Annotated in this window: 6 protein-coding genes; all 6 read right to left on the bottom strand. The window is 32.4% G+C overall.

The features are described 5' to 3' along the window. Positions 1-16: 16 nt before the first annotated feature. Entirely contained in the window at positions 17-517 is a 501-nt protein-coding gene (locus IRZ78_RS09415) for a hypothetical protein (protein ID WP_194616292.1), read from the bottom strand. Further along, positions 510-12,299 carry an RHS repeat-associated core domain-containing protein gene (locus IRZ78_RS09410; RefSeq protein WP_194616291.1) on the bottom strand — a complete coding sequence of 3,930 codons (11,790 nt, stop codon included), beginning with the start codon at positions 12,297-12,299 and terminating at the stop codon, positions 510-512. Before IRZ78_RS09410 ends, IRZ78_RS09415 begins: the two co-directional genes overlap by 8 nt. A 16-nt stretch (positions 12,300-12,315) precedes the next feature. Beyond that, positions 12,316-13,032, bottom strand: coding sequence for a hypothetical protein (locus IRZ78_RS09405; protein WP_194616290.1), 717 nt, complete (start codon positions 13,030-13,032; stop codon positions 12,316-12,318). A 7-nt stretch (positions 13,033-13,039) separates the two neighbouring features. Next, a complete protein-coding gene (locus IRZ78_RS09400; RefSeq protein ID WP_194616289.1) occupies positions 13,040-15,253 on the bottom strand; it encodes a PKD domain-containing protein in 2,214 nt (737 codons plus the stop codon). 100 nt (positions 15,254-15,353) lie between these two features. Further along, positions 15,354-18,365: a hypothetical protein gene (locus tag IRZ78_RS09395; protein ID WP_194616288.1), complete on the bottom strand. Its 3,012-nt coding sequence runs from the start codon at positions 18,363-18,365 to the stop codon at positions 15,354-15,356. Positions 18,366-18,483: 118 nt separating this feature from the next. Next, the coding region (locus tag IRZ78_RS09390) for a hypothetical protein (RefSeq protein WP_194616287.1) at positions 18,484-18,921 on the bottom strand (438 nt) is incomplete at its 5' end.

Below are 18,921 nucleotides of genomic sequence, written 5' to 3'. Positions count from 1 at the left end.
TTATCATTTTTAGTTATTAATTAAAAAACTTTCTGACTACTTTGTCTTTCTTCTCTAAATTCTCGATAAATTCTTTAAAATCAATAGATATGTTCTCCATTTTGTGGATATTAGTAAATTCTGATTCAAGATGATATTGAGAATAACTCAATTTAAATTTAACCTTTTCATTGCAAAATTTACTTTTGATTTTGGGCTTTCTTAACACAGCTTTTAAATCTATTTGATCTTTTACAATATTTCTCATCTGAAATTTAGTTTTTGGATCTAATGCAATTTTAAACTCCTTATTAAAAACATTTTTATAAAAAATTAAACCATAAACAGTGTCTATATCATCGTGAATGTTTAATATTAAGCTTTTTTCATTTTTAATGTAATCAATAGTGTAAGAAGCCTTAGACTCTATATCTCTAAAATCAATATCCTTATTAGTATTTTTACAAGAAGTCAAAATAGAGAAAACATATAAAAATGAAAAAAAAACGAAAATATTCTTGACATTATTTTTAATCATGGTGGTCAACTTGTTTATCTGTACCTTCATATTTCTTATCCAAAAGAGCTTTATCTGTTTCAAGTGGAGGAGCTAAACCTTTGCCTATACTTCCAGCTTCAATAATGGCTTTTCCATTTTTTTGATTTGATAAAACAAAACTTGCTAATGCATCAATATCTTTCTGAGAAAGTTTTTCATTACCATCTATATTATCATTTGCGGCCTTACCCATTAGTTCACTTGTGGCAGTATTTTTATAATTTTCGGCAATTATATCATCTTTTCCCCCGTTCATATATATAATATCTTTTTTGTTTCCTTCTTTTACTGATATATCGGCGTATTGATCAGCAAGCCCTAAAAGGTGCCCAAATTCATGGGCAATACCAGATATTATTTCATTTACATTAATTTCACCCATTTCATAATTTGCTACATGTGATCTGGTTTCTTTACCTTCACTATCAACTGAAGGCATTAACCGGACATGACTAGTTCCAGTTAATACGTCAGATTTTTTATTACAAGAAGGTGTTCCACTTGCATAATTGCTAGGAGCTTCTTTTACAACTATATCAAATTTAACGTTATACTTTTTACCTCCAACGGTTGCTTTAAAATCGTTCTTTCCTTGATAGTATTGATTAACAGCTGCTTGAGCATTTTTAATAAAATTTTTAGCTCCATTTTTACCTGTAACATAAATAACAGTAGAAATTGTTATTGTGTTTCCTTTGACTGTGCCAATAGCATCTTTTCCATCTGGATCAACAAAAAACATAGGATTATTCTCTACATAAGAATACGGACTTAAAAAAGGATTCTTTTTATCTTTAGGATCTCTTGCAAACCACCTACCAATTCTCGGATCTAACATTCTAGCTCCAAAATCATAACTATTCCCTTCGCCACCTTTTAACTCATTATCTTTCTCCATTCCATTAAACCCATAACGGTAATCGTTGACAGATTTATGTCTGTTCGGCACGAGCATTCCAAAAGGATAGTAATCTGAGTAACTAAATATATCAGGACTAAAGGTAGTAAAAGCGACTGTATTTTCTGTCGATTCTACACTTGTTGTTACATTATCCATAGCAAACAACTCAAAAGCGCCATCTTTAATTTTAGTTCTGTACCACTGCAGATTACTTACAACTCCCTGCGCAGTAAATGTTATACTTTGTCTGCCTGAAATATTATCTGTTTTTTGAGCTATCGTATTTGAAAAATTCATTACTTTCAAATTGATACCCGACGATGAAATCAAATCTAAATCATATGTTATTGTATATTTTTTACCGGCAATAGTACTCATAGAGTATGAAATTCCAGAACCAACATCGCTTACGCTCGCTACTAATTTATTAGTATTTGTAGTCACACTCACTGTATTTGAAGCTCCAAGACGATTCCAATTAGCGCCATCTGTGATACTTGTCCAACCTGTAAAACTAAAATTATCAAGTGTTTCCTGACTTGGTTCATTAGCAACTTTAATAAGTTTTCTGTCACTAATTACACTTAGTACATTTCCTAAATGATTAGAAAGTTCATAACGCTTGTCTCCTACCAAACGAATTGTAGTCTCAGGAATAGCGACCACAGTTGTTTTACCAACACCTTGATCTAATCCTTCGCAAGCATCACCAATACCATTATTATTGGCATCTTCCTGAAGAGGGTTGTTTATTGTTTTACAATTATCACAAACATCTCCTACTCCATCTTTATCGTAATCTGCCTGATCATAATTTGGAATTAATTTACAATTATCACACGGTCTAACTATTCCCTCTATGATTACATCATCTCCTCTTCCATCTCCATCGGTATCTGTTTGAAATGGGTTGGGATAAGCGCAGTTGTCGCACACATCTCCTACTTTATCAGGAGCAAAACCTAAAGCGACCTCAGTGGTATCTTCCTGCTTAGGATTAAATACATCCGGACAAATGTCATCTTTATCTATTACACCATCTCCATCGCGATCTTTATCTGCCAATCCACAAAATGTAGTACTATAACCAATACTATTTAATGCCATAGGAATATTAGTAGATGATATTGGATGATTGTTTACATTATTTGTAATACCAGGTCCTTCATCAAAACTAAATGCATTTATCTTTATTGGATCTGTTCCTTTTCCGTTACTAATGCTGTAGGTAAAATCACACATTTCATTTTTTAATGAAAGTTTATTTACTTTATATTCATTTGGACGATCTTCAATTTTTGCAGCTCCCAAAGTGTTATCTGGCATATTAATTTCTAAACGTCTGTCATTTCTTTTTAAGTTTTCATCATTCTCTCCAGTCAAAAGCAATTCTGTTTTTGAAACAGTAGAATAAATGTTTCCATTTAATGTAATTACAACTTCATATGCAGCAGTCTTTGTATTTAATTTAACTTCTGCATTAAAGTCCCATTCTCCTTCAGGAATCGCTTTAGTTTTGGTATCGATTGTATAATCAACCTGCTCGAGATAACTTCTAAAAGAATATTTCTTTTTTCCTTTTCTATTATAATCATGATGTACACGACGGTATTTTATCAATGATACTGTTGGTACGTAACCCGCACTTTCTTTTCTAACTGTTAATAATATAGTACTTCTATAAGAAAATGAATTCGATTTTGGAAAACTACCTTCTTTGGAAATACCATTTAAGGCTGCTACTGATAAATCTACATTAGCACTATTAGTGGAACCTATTTTAAAATGAGAGCTTAATGTAACCGCTTTTGTTTTAAGTGATTTATTGTTAAACAAATTAAGTTTACTATTTGAATCTGACCATGTTGTAAACCCTGCTGTAGTATCAAATCCCAGACCAAAAGTTGGCGGTACACTTTCTTGACTCACCATCGCAAAGGCAGATCTGGCACTCATTAAGTTCGATTTTTCTGCAAATGCTGCAAAATCATCTTTGGATATTTCTTTATTATGCTCGTATTGTTCTATACCTAAACGACTGCTTCCATATATAGATTGTTCAACAAGGTAGTAATTAGACACACCTGCTGCTGTAACCATTTCATAGGTACTCATAGGATTTCCTTGGGCATCACGCTCGTAATATGTAATTGTTGTTGACGTAGATGTAACAACTTTTTTAGAAGTTCTATTTCCTAAACCATCATATTCAAAACTTATTACCGTACCATTCTTTTTAGTTACTTTATTTACTTTACCATCAACTCTCCAGTCAATATCAATTCCTTCCAGTTTATCTGAAGTTAATTGCCCAATTGCATCATAAGTATAATTATCATCAGATTGATTGTCTATGTCTAATGAAGTGTCATTTAAGTTTTTGCTATTTGTAAAAATACCAGCTCCAACAGCATCTTTTACATTTTGTAATTGATTTGTCCTTGTTTTATAATTATAAGCTGATGGATCTCTATCCAGATGAGTTTTATTTAAATAATTGTATGTTAAATGATCCATCTCGACAATAGAGCCATCTTCCTTAGGTGCAAAACGATTTAACTTTTGTAAATTTCCGTTTCGATCGTACCAGTAATTTGATTTGTATGAAGGCGTTGAAACCCCGGCAAGTATTGACTGGCTACTCATGCTCTTAATACGATTAAGCTGATCGTAGGTATAATGATTGAATTGAGATGCTAATGGATTTCCGTTAAGATCCGCTAATGTGGTTACCATATCCTTGATATTTCCATTATATAAATTAGCGGCACTCTCGTTATTTCCGGTTTTAGTCAAACTAAAAACGGTTGCATCGGTCGTATTTGATCTCGAAAGATAATCACCTTTATAGTAATTCAAAGCAAATCCAAATGCATCTTTCGCTACATTTAATCCATCTTTACCTGCGTCTGAGTTAATCTTTAACTCTTCGGAGTTAACTCCTTTTAGCCATCCTTGAAGTGTGTAGATATAATCTAAACCTTGCACTTTTTTGTCTCCTATTTCTACACGTGCCAACGGACCATGATCATAATAGAGGTAATTTGCTTCTTTCTCCCAGATTGTATTGTCTTTACTGGTATAAACTTGCTGTATTCTATTATCTGCATCATAATCATATTTATGAATAAACTGATCCACTTTTTCAGGCTGATAGGTTACTTTATTTACATTTCCGCTTATTAGATCATAATCATAAACAATCTTTTTAACTTGCTGATTTAATGCAGTTAAATCGCCATTATTATTGGTATGATGCAGCATTTCTTTTACATTTCCGTGCACATCATAATCGTACAAAATAGCATTATTGTAAGCACTTGAAGCCTCAACAGAAGTAAGCTCTTGCATTAATTGATCATAATACAATATGGCAGTAACTCTTTTATGGCTGTTATTTACACCATAGTCTGTGAACCAGGTTTCTGAATTCTGCATTGGAAGATCGTACAAAGTTTTTGTTACTTGTTCGGTTTTTAAAGTGACATTATATGGATAATGATCTTCTACAGCATCCACTTTAATTAAATCTGCTTTTGGTTCATGACTTACTGCTAATCTTCCTAATTCATTAATTACTGCTGGAGTTTTTAATGTTAATTGTCCTGCTTCCATTATACGTCCCAGCTTATCATAGCGCGTGTAGCTAAGCTGAGATAATGTTTTTTGTTTTTCATTTTGTGACGCTATAATTCGACCCAATTGATCATAAGCAAACACAGTTACTCCTGCATCCGGAGTTTGTTGCCACACCAGTTGATTTAATGAGTTGTAACGATATTGCGTTTGCATGTCATTTAGAGGAACTACTTTTATTCCATTTACATCTGCCAAGTCAACTTTTTCTGTATCATTTGCTCTTACGCTATCAATAGTAAGATCTGACGCAGGGGCTAATCTCTTAACTCCTTCCGGCGGTACTGTCTGAATTAAATTTCCTGCCTGATCGTAATAGTACAGCGTATATTGATATTCCTTGTCCGAAGCTGTTTTAGTAAGCTTTTCAGTAATTCCTTCTAATGCTTCCTTTGTATAGTTTCTAATGAATTCTTCTCTTTTAGCGCTAAAAAATGTGTCTTCTAGCTGTTGTTTATTAGATGCTTTTACAGTTGCGGCATACAATTCGCAAGGAGTTTTTATACTTGCGTTTTGATCTTCCAGACTAAATCTTGGAATCATTACCGCAGGTACACATTTTTGGTAATCTGCCACATATTTATCTGCAAACTGATTCCATGTGATTGCTTCCTCTGTAGGATTTGGCACATCAATTCTAACTAAATAGTTAAAATATTCATTAATTACACCATGAGTATCTTTGTTGCCATAATGTAATCTTGTCGCCCCAAATTTATCGATATCTAAAAACAAAGCGTTAGAACTTTTAATTGATCCTTTTTTAAATTCTTTTAGCTTGGTTAAATAATAAAGGTAGTCATCACTGATATATCCGAAATTAGCTTCACAGAAATAAGTTCCATTTATATTTAAATTTTCATCCAGGACATACCCAGGAATTATTGTGTTCAATTCTGCTTTAAATGCACTCCATTTCTCTGTGCAAATTACTGGTTCTGGAATTGCCGGAACACAGATTGCCGGACAAGCAGCAACTGCTTTACTTAAACTTCTGGCAGATCTCGAAGTAACAGACGGTAAATTATAACCTGTTATTCTAATTGTACCATCTTCATTTTCTATTGTTTCATAATAAGGCTGGTCACTTAATGCAAAGTCTCTTAATGCAGACTTTGATGCTCTAAGCGATGCTAATTTAAAACTAAAGAAATTACATATCTGGTAGGAATAACCAGCAGATTCACTTGAATGAACATTATTATAAATATTCACTTCTTCATTTACTGCTTTATTATTAATATCTGTATAATAAACTTTTGCAGATACTTCATCAGTAATATCCAAATAACCAATTTTTTTAATTGCATTGGCATCTTCAATCTGTAAGCTGATACTGGCATCGGTTTTATTGGTTGAATTCTTAAATACTATTCGATAAAAAGGTGTATCACCCCCCTCAGGAATGCTCTTAGAAACCGTAAATGATGTAAGCTCAATGGGCGTGTTGTATCCAACTGGTCTTTGCGCATAACGAGTATTTCTTGCTACCTGAAATTTCTCAATCAAACCTGACTCACCAATAAAATGACTCATCTTTAAATTAGCAGCCGAATTTTGTGAAATCCCAAATGTATTTTTTTCTATAGCTTCACTTATAACATCTCTTAAATTTTCTTCATAATTAGACTCTTCAGATTTAGAATTTTCGCATGTAGTAATCATTGATGGAACTACAACAGGTATATAATCTTGGAGGGATCTACAAAAATCGAATGATTTTGATGTAGTCGATCTTGGTGTAAAACTTGTTAAACATGCAAATTGTGGATATACTGTAACAGTGTTACCTATTTTATCTGTATAAACAATTTTAAGTCTATTTTCATTAATTATGTCAAGAGAATTAATAGTTGCAACATTAAAAAGAGGAAGGTCTCTAATATCAATAAAATTCCTTCCTACATCAGCTCCCACATTAAGGTCTGACCATCCTATTGATACCATGTTACTGAAAGATGGCATAATAGATATATTATAATTTGTAAGAGTAACAGGTAATTTGTAAGTAGGGTCTGTTGTTTGATCATTGCGTCCAGACTGAAAAAATTCAATTAATCTAGATGCCTCAATAAACTTAGACATAGCTGCATTATTAACTGATAAAGTATTTGGTGTACTGTAACTTCCTGTTGCAGGAAACTGAGAACCATATTGATCAATACAATCATTCAAGACATTAAGAAGATTGTTCTCGAAAATACGTTCTGGTTCTGGTTTTGTACAATAGCTTACAGATGTACCGTTATCACAATTATCTCCAATTCCATTTCCATCATGATCATCTTCTCCACAAGGAGCACAACAGGTAAAATATAATGGGGCTTTTAAATTACCGGTAGAAATTTTTGCATTAATTTGACGTATTCCTATAAGTCCTTTGAGTTTAATTTTTACTAAATTAGAAGAACTACTTGCCAATAAACTTCCAATTGATACTCTTGAGATCGCTTTTGTTCCCAAATGGGTATTACCCAATTGTAAAGTAATACGTTTTTGATAGTTTACCGTAATATCAGCATTGTACCCTGCACTATATCCTGGATTATTCCATGTAACCATATCGCCAGGCTGAATTCCCAAATACTCATATAAATATCCATTAGTAAAGTTTGAATTATTTACAAGATTTACATTACTCCCCATTAAAGTTCTACTATTTTGTAAATCAAGTATTAACTCATTAAAAGCATTGCTAAATCGTTCTTGTTTTCCACAACTGGCAGATAATGCATTTGCAGGGGAATAGTCGGCTATATTTATTTTTGTTGTTCCTTCTACTAAAACCTCTTCCGGCGTATAACAATCGGGTGAAGTTCCTTCTCTTTTTATTGTAGCAATAATTTGAAATTTATAGGTTCCAAAATTCCTGTCATAAGAATTTGGCAGATAATATAGATTTTTAAAATCTACAATATCTTTCCAATCCAGTGCAGTTGTTATACCACATGGATTTACATGATTACTTGTATTTATAAATTCTAAAATAATAGGAGTAGAAATTGGCAAATCACCACTTGTAAAACCTATTGCCAACTTATTTGACGTATCTTTTGTACTGACAATTTTTGGTGTTTCAAGAGAAGTACTTAAATTAAAACCGCTATTTACCTGTGCATCAAAAAGACTACGTGTCAAATAAGGCATACTAGTTGTTGGAATTCCCTGAGGCACAACTAATCCCTGACTTTGAATTGTTCTGTCTACCATCCCTTTTAAGAAATTCTCTAAGGCAAGATAATTTGGGCTTTTTCCTGTTTCTAAATAAACTCTTGAATCTGCCTCTGCTGTTGCAACTCCTAGAAGATCCATGTCGTCCATACTAGAATCATAACCATAATCTGCACCAATAAAACGTTTTTCTTTTAATGCAAAAAGTGCAGAAAGGGCATCAGAACAAGCTAATTCAACTTTTGTACTTGATGGATTAGTTATAGGTACCGGAACAGCGTCTGGATTTGGTGTACGGGCAATTAAATCCAGAATTCTTTGATAATTTGTTTTTGTTTTACCAGATGCAACTCCAGTATATTTCTTTAATAAGGTCACAAAATTATCAGAACTTTCAGGATTCCCGATACACTCGTTATAATTATTGTTTTTTATGGCACTAATGTGTGCTAAAACAGTTCGTGTTTTGTCTTTTAGTCCAACATAGTTAGCTTTAAAATTGGCCCAAATTCTTTCTTTTGTAGTCAATTCTGCAATATTATTATTAATTCCAAGAGCCCTGATTGTATTTAATAAATCAGCTTGTGAAAGATTCATAAAAGAATTGTAGGCAGATTCAGGCGCAATACCATTTGAAAAAACAGCAAAGTAATACGCTGTTTGAAGCATATTCATTTTTTTTGTACCAGTTTTCATTCCATCAAAATTTGATGTAAGGGCCTCACGCATTATATCTTTACGCACTGCAAAATCTTCACCATTCTCACCATTCTCACCATTGTATGAGTTAGGGGAATTGTAAAAAGGATCCTCTGTAGTATCAATATTTAATAATTTTTCTAAAATTCCGTTTGATGCATAAACAGATTCGTCTATCTTTTTTGTTTGGGCATTATAAGATTCTTTCTGGAAAAGCTCTGCATCAAATGAATTTGAATTTAATCCCGCACTATTTAGTTTATCACAAATTCCTAAATTATATGCATAATATTGGTATTCGGGATGAAACTTTACAAGAGCATTTGCCCAACTGTTTCTCCAGTTACTTACAAAATAAGCAACCTCTTTTAGGTACTTTGGTTCTGCTAAATAGTCATTTGGATCTTCACTTTGAGGATCGTGCTTTAATGCAGTCAGACTAACTCCTTCTAAAGCTGGTTCAAAAACGGCTGCTTCCGGATGTCCTGCTACTTTACTTATTAATTTTACTTTAACATATGAAATAGATCCATCTTCTTCTTTATAAAATCCTCCCTCAGGATTTTTCCATGAATTATTACTGATCTTTACAGTAACATCAAGACCTGTATCTTCATCTTTATACGTTTCTGTAGAAAACCCACCATATGATAAATCATTGTTTATATTAAATACACTTACCGGATCAAGAGGGGCATCAATGGATGGATTATTTTTAACATCTTCATCACTAACATCAGACTCTGCTTCAAGTCCTTGGACAGAACCGTATTGTCCGTGAGGGCTAACATCTCTTAGCAGCATATCAAGATTAAGATTACATACATTTACCGGCTGCTCACACAATTCTCTACAACCTTTTAGCAAACCTCTAAATTCAAACTTGAAGCTTTTTTCATAATTGTCACGATCGTTCTCATTAAGTTCCAGAACGGTCAACATATTCTTTTTTACATAGTTATTTTCTGCAATAACTATATAAGATTCTCTACGAGAGACGTCTCCTAACTTATTATCATTAGAAAGTGTTGCCTGAAATGATGTATACTCTGCATCTGTAAGATGACTGCGTACTAAACCTTCTTCACAACTTCTACAAGTTATAGTACAATCTGCTGCTGTAACATCAGCTTCTAAAGCTGTTAGATCCGGAAGACAAATTTTATTATCTTTTAGTTGTTTTATATAATCATCTGCGTAAAGATTTAAGATAGTATTATCAATACTAAGATCTTTACTTAAAGAATAAGCTCCTACACTTAAAAACTTACCCTGATCTAATGCATTAAATGTTCTTGCAGGAAAACTCAAAGCAGATGAACTATTTGCACTTAAACTATATAATCCAATTTTTGCTGATAAAGCATCTGCACCTGTCAATAATTCATCTGCACAATCGTTTTTAAGACTAATAGACCAATCATAAACAAATGGATAAAATTTACCGTTTAGACAAGCATCTGTAAATGCATTTTTTGTTTTATCAAAAGAATATTCAAAAGTAACGGCCTTACTATTAATTACTGAAATAACAGAATTTAATTTTATTCCGTCTTTTAATACACTATTTTCTCCAGAAGCATAAGGATCATTGTTTGACAAAAGATTGGATGTAGTGGTAAGATGCAAACTTGTATCTTTTTCATCATCTAATGCTTCTAAACTTCCTTGTCTATCTCCTGCCATAGCTGTTGCTACAGTTCTTCCCTGCGGGTCTAAATAGCTAACGCTTATTTGGCCGTTGGGATCAATTATGGTATTTTTTTTATAATGGGAATAATCACCAACTTTATATCCAAAAAGCCTATTTAATTCCTCTTGTGAAGGTTGAGAATAAAAGTAGCGCATTTCATGCCCTTTTCCTATTTGATGATCTGGACCTACGCCTCCTTTACTTTTAATTCGGCCAGTATTATCTGCAGTATATTCTATTTGAGAAAAAGGATATCCCTGAGCATCGGGAACTAAATCCTGAAAAGTATTACTGATTGTATTATTTGTCGAATAATATTTACCAGATCCATCTCCATTTGCAATTGTAGGAACTAGAATCGGTTGACAATTTTTAATACTATCTTTTAAATCCCAATCAAAATCTTTATGAGAAAATATTGATCCTTTTGTGTTTTTATTTAGATCATTGTAAAAATGAATTGCTGAAGATTCTAAAGGACTTGGCAGTACTTCGATAGCTGCTCGACCTTGATTATCATAAATTACCTCACCAACTATTGCTTTATTATTTGAATTTATTTTAGTTACAGTTTGACGATTACGTAATGATCCGTCAAAATAACTGACAACTTCTTTTTTCTTTCCATCTTCAGCAAATGAAGCTTGATATTGCCAGTTTTTTGCCCCTAATTCATGAGATTGGTCTATTTCAACATACGTCCAATCACTAACAAAATTTAATCTTTTATTAATTTCAGAAACAGACCATCTTCCATTATATACTTTTGTTAGATCATCCAAAAATCTTCCAACTGCCCTAACCCTGTAAATTACATAACCACTAGAGTAGACAATAGGAATTCTATAAGAAGTTTCTTTTGTCTGGATCCTTGTGCTATTTAGCATAAAATCTTTCTCGCTCAAAGCAATGTCTTTACTATCCTTCTTGGCAATGCCGTTAGCTCCAAAATTATCAATCCAGGTCCACTCTAATTCATATTCCAGAGCCGGTGCGTTTAGATTTTTCTCCCACTTAATTATTAGTTCATCTGCATTGCTGGCAGCCGATGCTTTTGAAGCAGTCGTTCCTGTATACTTAATAAATTCTGCGCTAGGTAAAGCGATAGTATTTTGTAAATTATAATATCGGTCTGTATTAAACTTTAATGCCAGATATGGAGCGTTGTGAATTCCAGGAGACGAATATGTTATTGAAGTAACTTGTACTGTTGCTTTATGAATACCTGGAAGTTTATAGACCAAATAGTCATTTAGTTTAGCTCCTTTGGTTACATTATCATGAGTTATTTTTAATGTAATTATAAAGGGATCATCATGTTGTTTTAATTTTCCATTCTCTATATAACTTAAATCTTTTAGTCCCAAATTATTATAAGGAATTATCGAAAGCTTAATAGTACAATCGTATATTTCTTTATAAGCATTAGCATTGGAAATATCATCATTGAATCCAAAATGAATTGATACGGCATCATTTACCGAAACAAATAATTTCTTGTCATTTAAATCTGAAAATCTAGGATCTTCTACACTTAATAATGGATTTTTTAATAATTCATCGCCCTGCTTATAATCTGTTTTTCCCTCCTCTTGCTGTCCAAAAGAAAACAAACTAAAAAATAAAAATATTACTACTATAAAATTTTTGTTGATATACATATATCTATAATTTATCTTAATTATTATTGGCAACATTTCTTTGGTCTATTATCTCATACTTTTTTAATTGTTGAGATAAAACAATTTTTCCTCCAGAGGAATTAAAATAGGTTTCACTTTTAAATAATGAAACATTTACCGGATTCCTGTTAAAACTGCTATTAGTTATTTCCAGCCTGGGATAATGCACATCTGCTTTGCGATAATCCTTAGAAAAATCAGATGGCGTATTATAATAAAAAACCTGTTTTTGTATAAAATAAGTTTTGGATACACTAACAACAATCTTTGAATACGGTATACCTGTAAATGATTTTGTAGTTAATGTAATTTCCCAATGTGTTTTAAGATCAATACATTTTTCAATTTTGCATATCTCAAGCAATGGCTTTATGTCAAAACCTCCCTTATAATCGGGAATCGGTTTATTGATTTCAATCATTTTTTCAGGATGACTGATTTTTAAATTGACTTTTTTAGTATTCAAAATCTCGGTGTTACCAATTTTGGTGTACATTTCATTTTGTGCGTTTTTATAAAACACGCCACTATAGCTTTCCTCTACTTTTTTTGAATCAAAATCCTTAAAGAGAACGTAATTCATTTTATATTGAAGAGGTTTTGCTGCTGCATAATGTTCTCCTACTTTTTTGAATATTTCTTTAGCATCTTGTGAATATCCCAAAGTGCAATAAAGCAGACCCAAAACACTTATTATTTTTTTTAAGAACATTTTTTAATTATTGTGGGTTGATAAAATTTCCAGAACGCGTTTCCTGAATAGTTTTGATTCCTTGACTTGTTTCTTTTTTGACACGAACCAATCCTCCTTCATTGTCATACTCATAGAAAGTACTGTAGTTATTCTCATCTAACTCAGACATTAATTTGAAAGTTTCTGAATCATAGACAAATGTCTTAAGACTTCCTTCCATGGGATGAATTCTTAAATCATCAAAATAAACCGGTATACCTGTGTTATTATTAATTAAGACTACTCCCGCAGTAATCGTATTTTCAGGTACAGTAAACTTTCCTGAAATCCTCTGCCAGCCATCAATAATAGCCCCTGATGGCTTTAGGGTAACGGTATTAATCACTTGAGATGGTGCTGCAGGATCGCTTGGATCGGGATCGACTGCCTCTGCATCATCATAAAACACAATATTTATTTCGGTATTTTCATAATTTTTAACCTGAATATTTGTTTCTTCCTTTACCCATGCACTTAATAAATATTCTCCATTAGCTTTTGGCTGAAATGAGAAACAATTGCTACAATAATCTTTTACAGATAATTTTCCACAGCCAACTCCAGCTTTTATAATATTATCTGAAAAATAATACGGTTCATCGTTTAGCATTGTAAAGTCATTGTGTGCAAAATAAGAGGCACTATCAAAACCATTAATTCTCTCTAATGGAAAAGCATTGTCTTGATAATCAAACAAATACTGCAATGACTTACCTAAATACAATGAGCTGGTTGAATCGTAACTCCCTTTTCGAAGTGATGGCACAAAATTAGGATCTTGGTTGCGTGGCGTACCTGGATCTGCAAGAACATTATCTACATAAAAACCATTATTGATACCTACAACATATAAGTGAGGCTTATCTTCACTTTTATCAGGCGAATTTTGATAATTATCAAATTTTTGCATAGTTGTTTTTAATGCCTCCGGATTTGTTGTCTGACATCCGTCTGTAATTAAAAACACTAATTTTGGTTTTAGATTAAAATTTGATGTGGTTACTAAGTCAAGACCACTTTTCCAGTAATCAGATCCTTCGCTTATCCCATTACCAGGTGTTCCATATCTTCTGCCATAATTTTCAATCCAATTGTAAACAACTCCATCCTTTAAAAGATCTCCCTTAGAAACAGCACGTTCAAGAATATGATCATTACGTAAATTGCCGTCAGTATCAGAAAGACCAATTAAAGAGATCCACATTTTATTACCAGTTTCATTAACTACTGCCTGCTCATATATAAAAGATTTTAATTGTGCTCTAATTCTCTTTGCCTCCGTTTCATCTATAGATCCAGATTCATCAACCACAATCGCAATATGGTTTTTACAATTTTCTCCTCCACCATCTTCTTCTTCACACAAACCAACAGTTATCTTTTCCTGAAATACGGTCTCACATTTGCCTTCTCCGGTTGCCACTAATTTTATAACAAAATCTCCGGGAAGAGTTGGTGTATAAGTATACAAGCCTGTTTTATTTATTACCTCATTGACCAAAACTCCTGCAGTATTTGTGGCTGTCCAGGTATATTTTAAATTAGTTGATGTGGTTTCGAAAGCAAAATTTATTGGTTTTCTAACACAAAGTCCAGAATCTTTAACTTCAATATTCTTTGTAGAATATGATATACAGCCACTTGCATCTTTAACTTCAAGAGTAATTCTATAAATACCTGGAAGGGTGTATTTTTGATAAGCAATTGCCGTAGTCGCAGAATCTTTTACCGTTACATTGTCCAGATCATAAAAAACCCATTCATAGGTTGCACCAGGAGAAGCGGGCTCAATAGAAAATTTAGTATTAACACCACTATTAACTATCTGATTTTCTTCCATAACGGCACTTAATGCTTTAGCAGAAACTTTAGCATTAATTAATATATTCGAACCATTATTTGCCGAGATTAAGCTGCTTTTTGATGTTTCACTATTTTTCAACTTTAACTGCTCTTGTAAAGCTTTCTCTTTTTCAAGAACTTCTAAAAATCTTTTAGTTTCTTTTTCCCTTAATTGATTAATATAAAATTCAATAATATCATCACCAACTCCGTTAGCTCTGTACTGCGCTGTTAGTGTCGGAACGTCTATACCTAGATAGTTATCTGGAATATCTTGCGAATACATTGAAGTAATGGAACATACTACCAGACATAAAGTAAGGAGCCAGTATTTTCTTATTGTAAAAGCTTGTAGCATAATTAATTCTCTTTATGAGTAGTTATTTTTTTTTACATTCACAGGTTTGTCCTGTTCTTTTTTATATCGCAACCAAAATAATATTATGGTAGTCCCTATATCAATCTCCTATTTTAATTTCACTATTAATTGGAGAACAAAATCTTGAAGGACAAAAATCTATATGTCTAACTTGTGTCTTACTATTACAATCTGCTGTTATACCCCCGTTGTTGTCAAGTGTTTTTCTACAAGTTGTCAAATATTGTTCTGAAGAAATATATAAAGTAGTATCAATTTTTAGGTAAGAAGGATCAATAAATCCTACTTCTGGATTATAAATCAGTCCATTTTCTTCAACAAACCAAACATCATTTTGACTATCAGCTGTAAAAGAGAATTTCACACTAGTTATCTTGTTTTGAGCATTTTTGGTTGAAACAAAATTATAGATCTTATTACCCCCTCCGCTACTTATATATGGTCTTAGAACAAGCAATTCTGCTGGAGCGCTTCCATTAATTTGAGCATCACTTTCACCATTTATTTTTCTGGTAAGTATATTTTTCATTAGATTCTCAAAAAGCGTTTTCATTTCTGCTGCGTGTGGATTGGTCAAAGTACATGAATTACAACCCACACCTGTATTGTTATTTTCCAATGTTAACTTATTAGAATTTGCCGAAAGTATATTACAGCCACCTACTCTAAAAGAGAAACTATTAAATGCTTTTCCTTCTGTGCCGGTAACTCTTCCCTTAAAAATTACATCTACATAGTCTCCTGGAAGTAAGGTTAGATTATTTAAAAATGTGGCTCTAAACCAATTAGAATTGTCACAAGAAGAAGTCCAATTTGGTAAATTACCTGATGATTTAGGAGGACAAAACATATCCCTATCCATACTCACATCGTTATTAGCATATGTAAAATTTGCAGAAAGTGCTGTAGCTGAATTTAAAAAAGCTTTAGGAAGATCACAATTATAATTTATATTAAGAGTACTATTTCTTGGATTAGACCCAAACTCAAAAAAATCACCAATCTGTGGTCTTAAGTTAATTAATTCAGAAAGAACTACAGGTGTGGAACCAGCATTAGAAAACTGCATTTTAAAATCCACGACCTCTCCATTTTTTACATTAATGCCAGTATCATTCCATTCATTTGCTAATCCACACTTTACAAACATTTTACTCTTCACATAAGTGAATGAAGATATTGTGATAATATTATCCTGAGGCTGGCCGTAAGGTCTTGATCCATAAACCCTTGTGACAATTGGTATTTGAGCATCTGCAATTACATTATTTTTAACTCTAACATTAAATTCAATAAATAAATATTTTTTTGAACAAGGAAAGTTAAATCCTGACATTGTAACTGTTCCAGGTTCTCCATATACAGGAGTTGATACATTAACCGTTCCTAATTCTGGTATGTAAAAACTAGGATTTCCTTCTAATCGTTTAAATTGATCAGATTCATAATTATTATAATTATCGTAAATGTATCTAAATCCTCCTTCGTAGACTAATCTATTATCTAACTTTACAGTAACTGAGTTATTAGTATCTCCTGTTCCATTATTATTGATTCTTTGTCTATATATCATTAACTCGCCCGGAACAGCTGATGCATTGAAATTGTTTTCATAATTTTGAGTTGCTTTTCTAACCTGGTTATAAATTGATAGGTTTGGATTACAAGAATCGACTGTCCTACTAGTATTACCTTCGAAAATTGTCTTTCCAGATGAACTGAAATTTAACTTAAATGTTAAGTTCCATGGTGCTGGCTGAATAGCTAATTCATCATATTTTAAATTTAACCAAAATGATGTCTGTGGTGCAGAAATCGTACATGAAGTTTTAAACTCTACTTTTCGTGTTAGAGAACCAGGAAAAGGTGTCGACTGTTTATTACCTGCTGCATCAATATAATTAACTTCATATAGAGTTCCACAAGCTGTTTGATATCGACTAGCACTTGAAACTTTTACTCCAATTGGAATATCAATAACAAATACTCTATTATCATAAGCCGGATGAAAAGGAGGCATATTGAAATAGATCAGAAATATTGGATCATTTTGCGGACAAGATGGGCAAGGAAGATTACCAGTACTTGAGATAGTAATAGCTTCTAATTGACCTTCTCCCCCTGTTTCACCAGTAGCACAATTTACATTTGAACAAGTTGCCGGATTTACTGAAGTTTGTAAATATGAACTGCTTTTTGCTGTTTCTGTATATTGTAATTGACAATCTTTCTTCTTTCCTGTCACATAAGCCGTAATCACTTTTTGTCCACTGACACAATCATTTTCTCCATCAAGACAAGGATAAGTTATAAAAAAATCATAAACAACATTAGATGTTGCAGGAGACAATACAATATCAGGAGTATCAAAAAGTATTTTTTGTATATTCCCCGCTGTTGATATACTTACATTATCTACTGGTATATAAGTATTATTTTTGTACACTCCTAAGACAGTTGCACATTTATCTAATTCTATATTTACTTTTGCATTATTAATATTAAACCCTTTATTTCCATCATTATAAACTTGAACTTGATAACGAAGTACTTGTCTAGGACATACTGGTTGGCTTACGCTTGTTAATAGACTAAGACTTACTCTAACTGGATTTGCAGTGCGTGCAGTAACTTCAATACTGCCTTTTTGCTCTGAAACAACAGTACATCCAATATTAGTAGTAGTTGCTACAATTTCCTGCGTAACATCATCACAAATACCCGGCTTAAATTGCATAGCAATATCCATTGTTAAACTTTCTCCTTGTTTACCATCATTTACAAATCCAGAAATTGTTAAAACAGTTTTACCATTATTTACTGCTTCAGTTATAACAATTCCAGGTGGAAGATTAAAATTGGAACCTGGAGTATAGGTTAAATCTCCTATTTCTAATGTTATAATTTTAGCTGTACATGCGGCTGCAACTTCACTAGTGGAGTTTATTCGAACTCTAAAAGGTCTTCCATTTTCCTTAATTGGCGATGGCTCCAAAGGAGAAAAACTAATAAAAGTCTGCCCAATAGAATAATTAGATAACAATAATATCCCGATAATAAGAAACCAATGCTTTTTAAAACAATTTGTCATATTTTCTAATATGTTAATTTTATATTTTTTGCTTACTTTATTTCACAATAGAGCAAGATAAGTTATAAGTAGTTTTACCACTACTACAATTTCAGCCAGTAATAATTCGTCTTTTAGACTAATTCAAAATTTTTATTTTACCTATAATCGGATCGCAGGTTTGAGTTACAATAACATCTCTGTAAAATGTAGTTTCAAAACCATTTTGATCTTTAATTATAAGAATTAAACGGTAGTTACCCGCAATAGGAAATCTTTGCAATGCAATAGGATCTGTGATAGTTTCCTTTAATGTAACATTATCCAATTCGTTGAAAACCCACTTATAGGTTAGGTTATTTACCAATGCTGATGATACATTAATTTTCTCAGAAACAGCCAATTGAGAAGATATCTTTCTTGCTGTAAAACTAGTTGTTAACGGTTCAAATGAAAAGCTGATAGTATCTAACGTAGTTGGTTTTTCTATTGAGGCAATAATTTTCCCTTGTAATGGTATATAGCTTAAAATTGTAATCTCTTTATTGGCCCTAACAGTAACTCCGTAAGGATCAAT

Origin of the sequence: Flavobacterium sp. CSZ (assembly GCF_015350725.1) — a bacterium.
Lineage (GTDB): Bacteria > Bacteroidota > Bacteroidia > Flavobacteriales > Flavobacteriaceae > Flavobacterium.
This window is presented reverse-complemented; position numbering and strand designations above follow the sequence as displayed.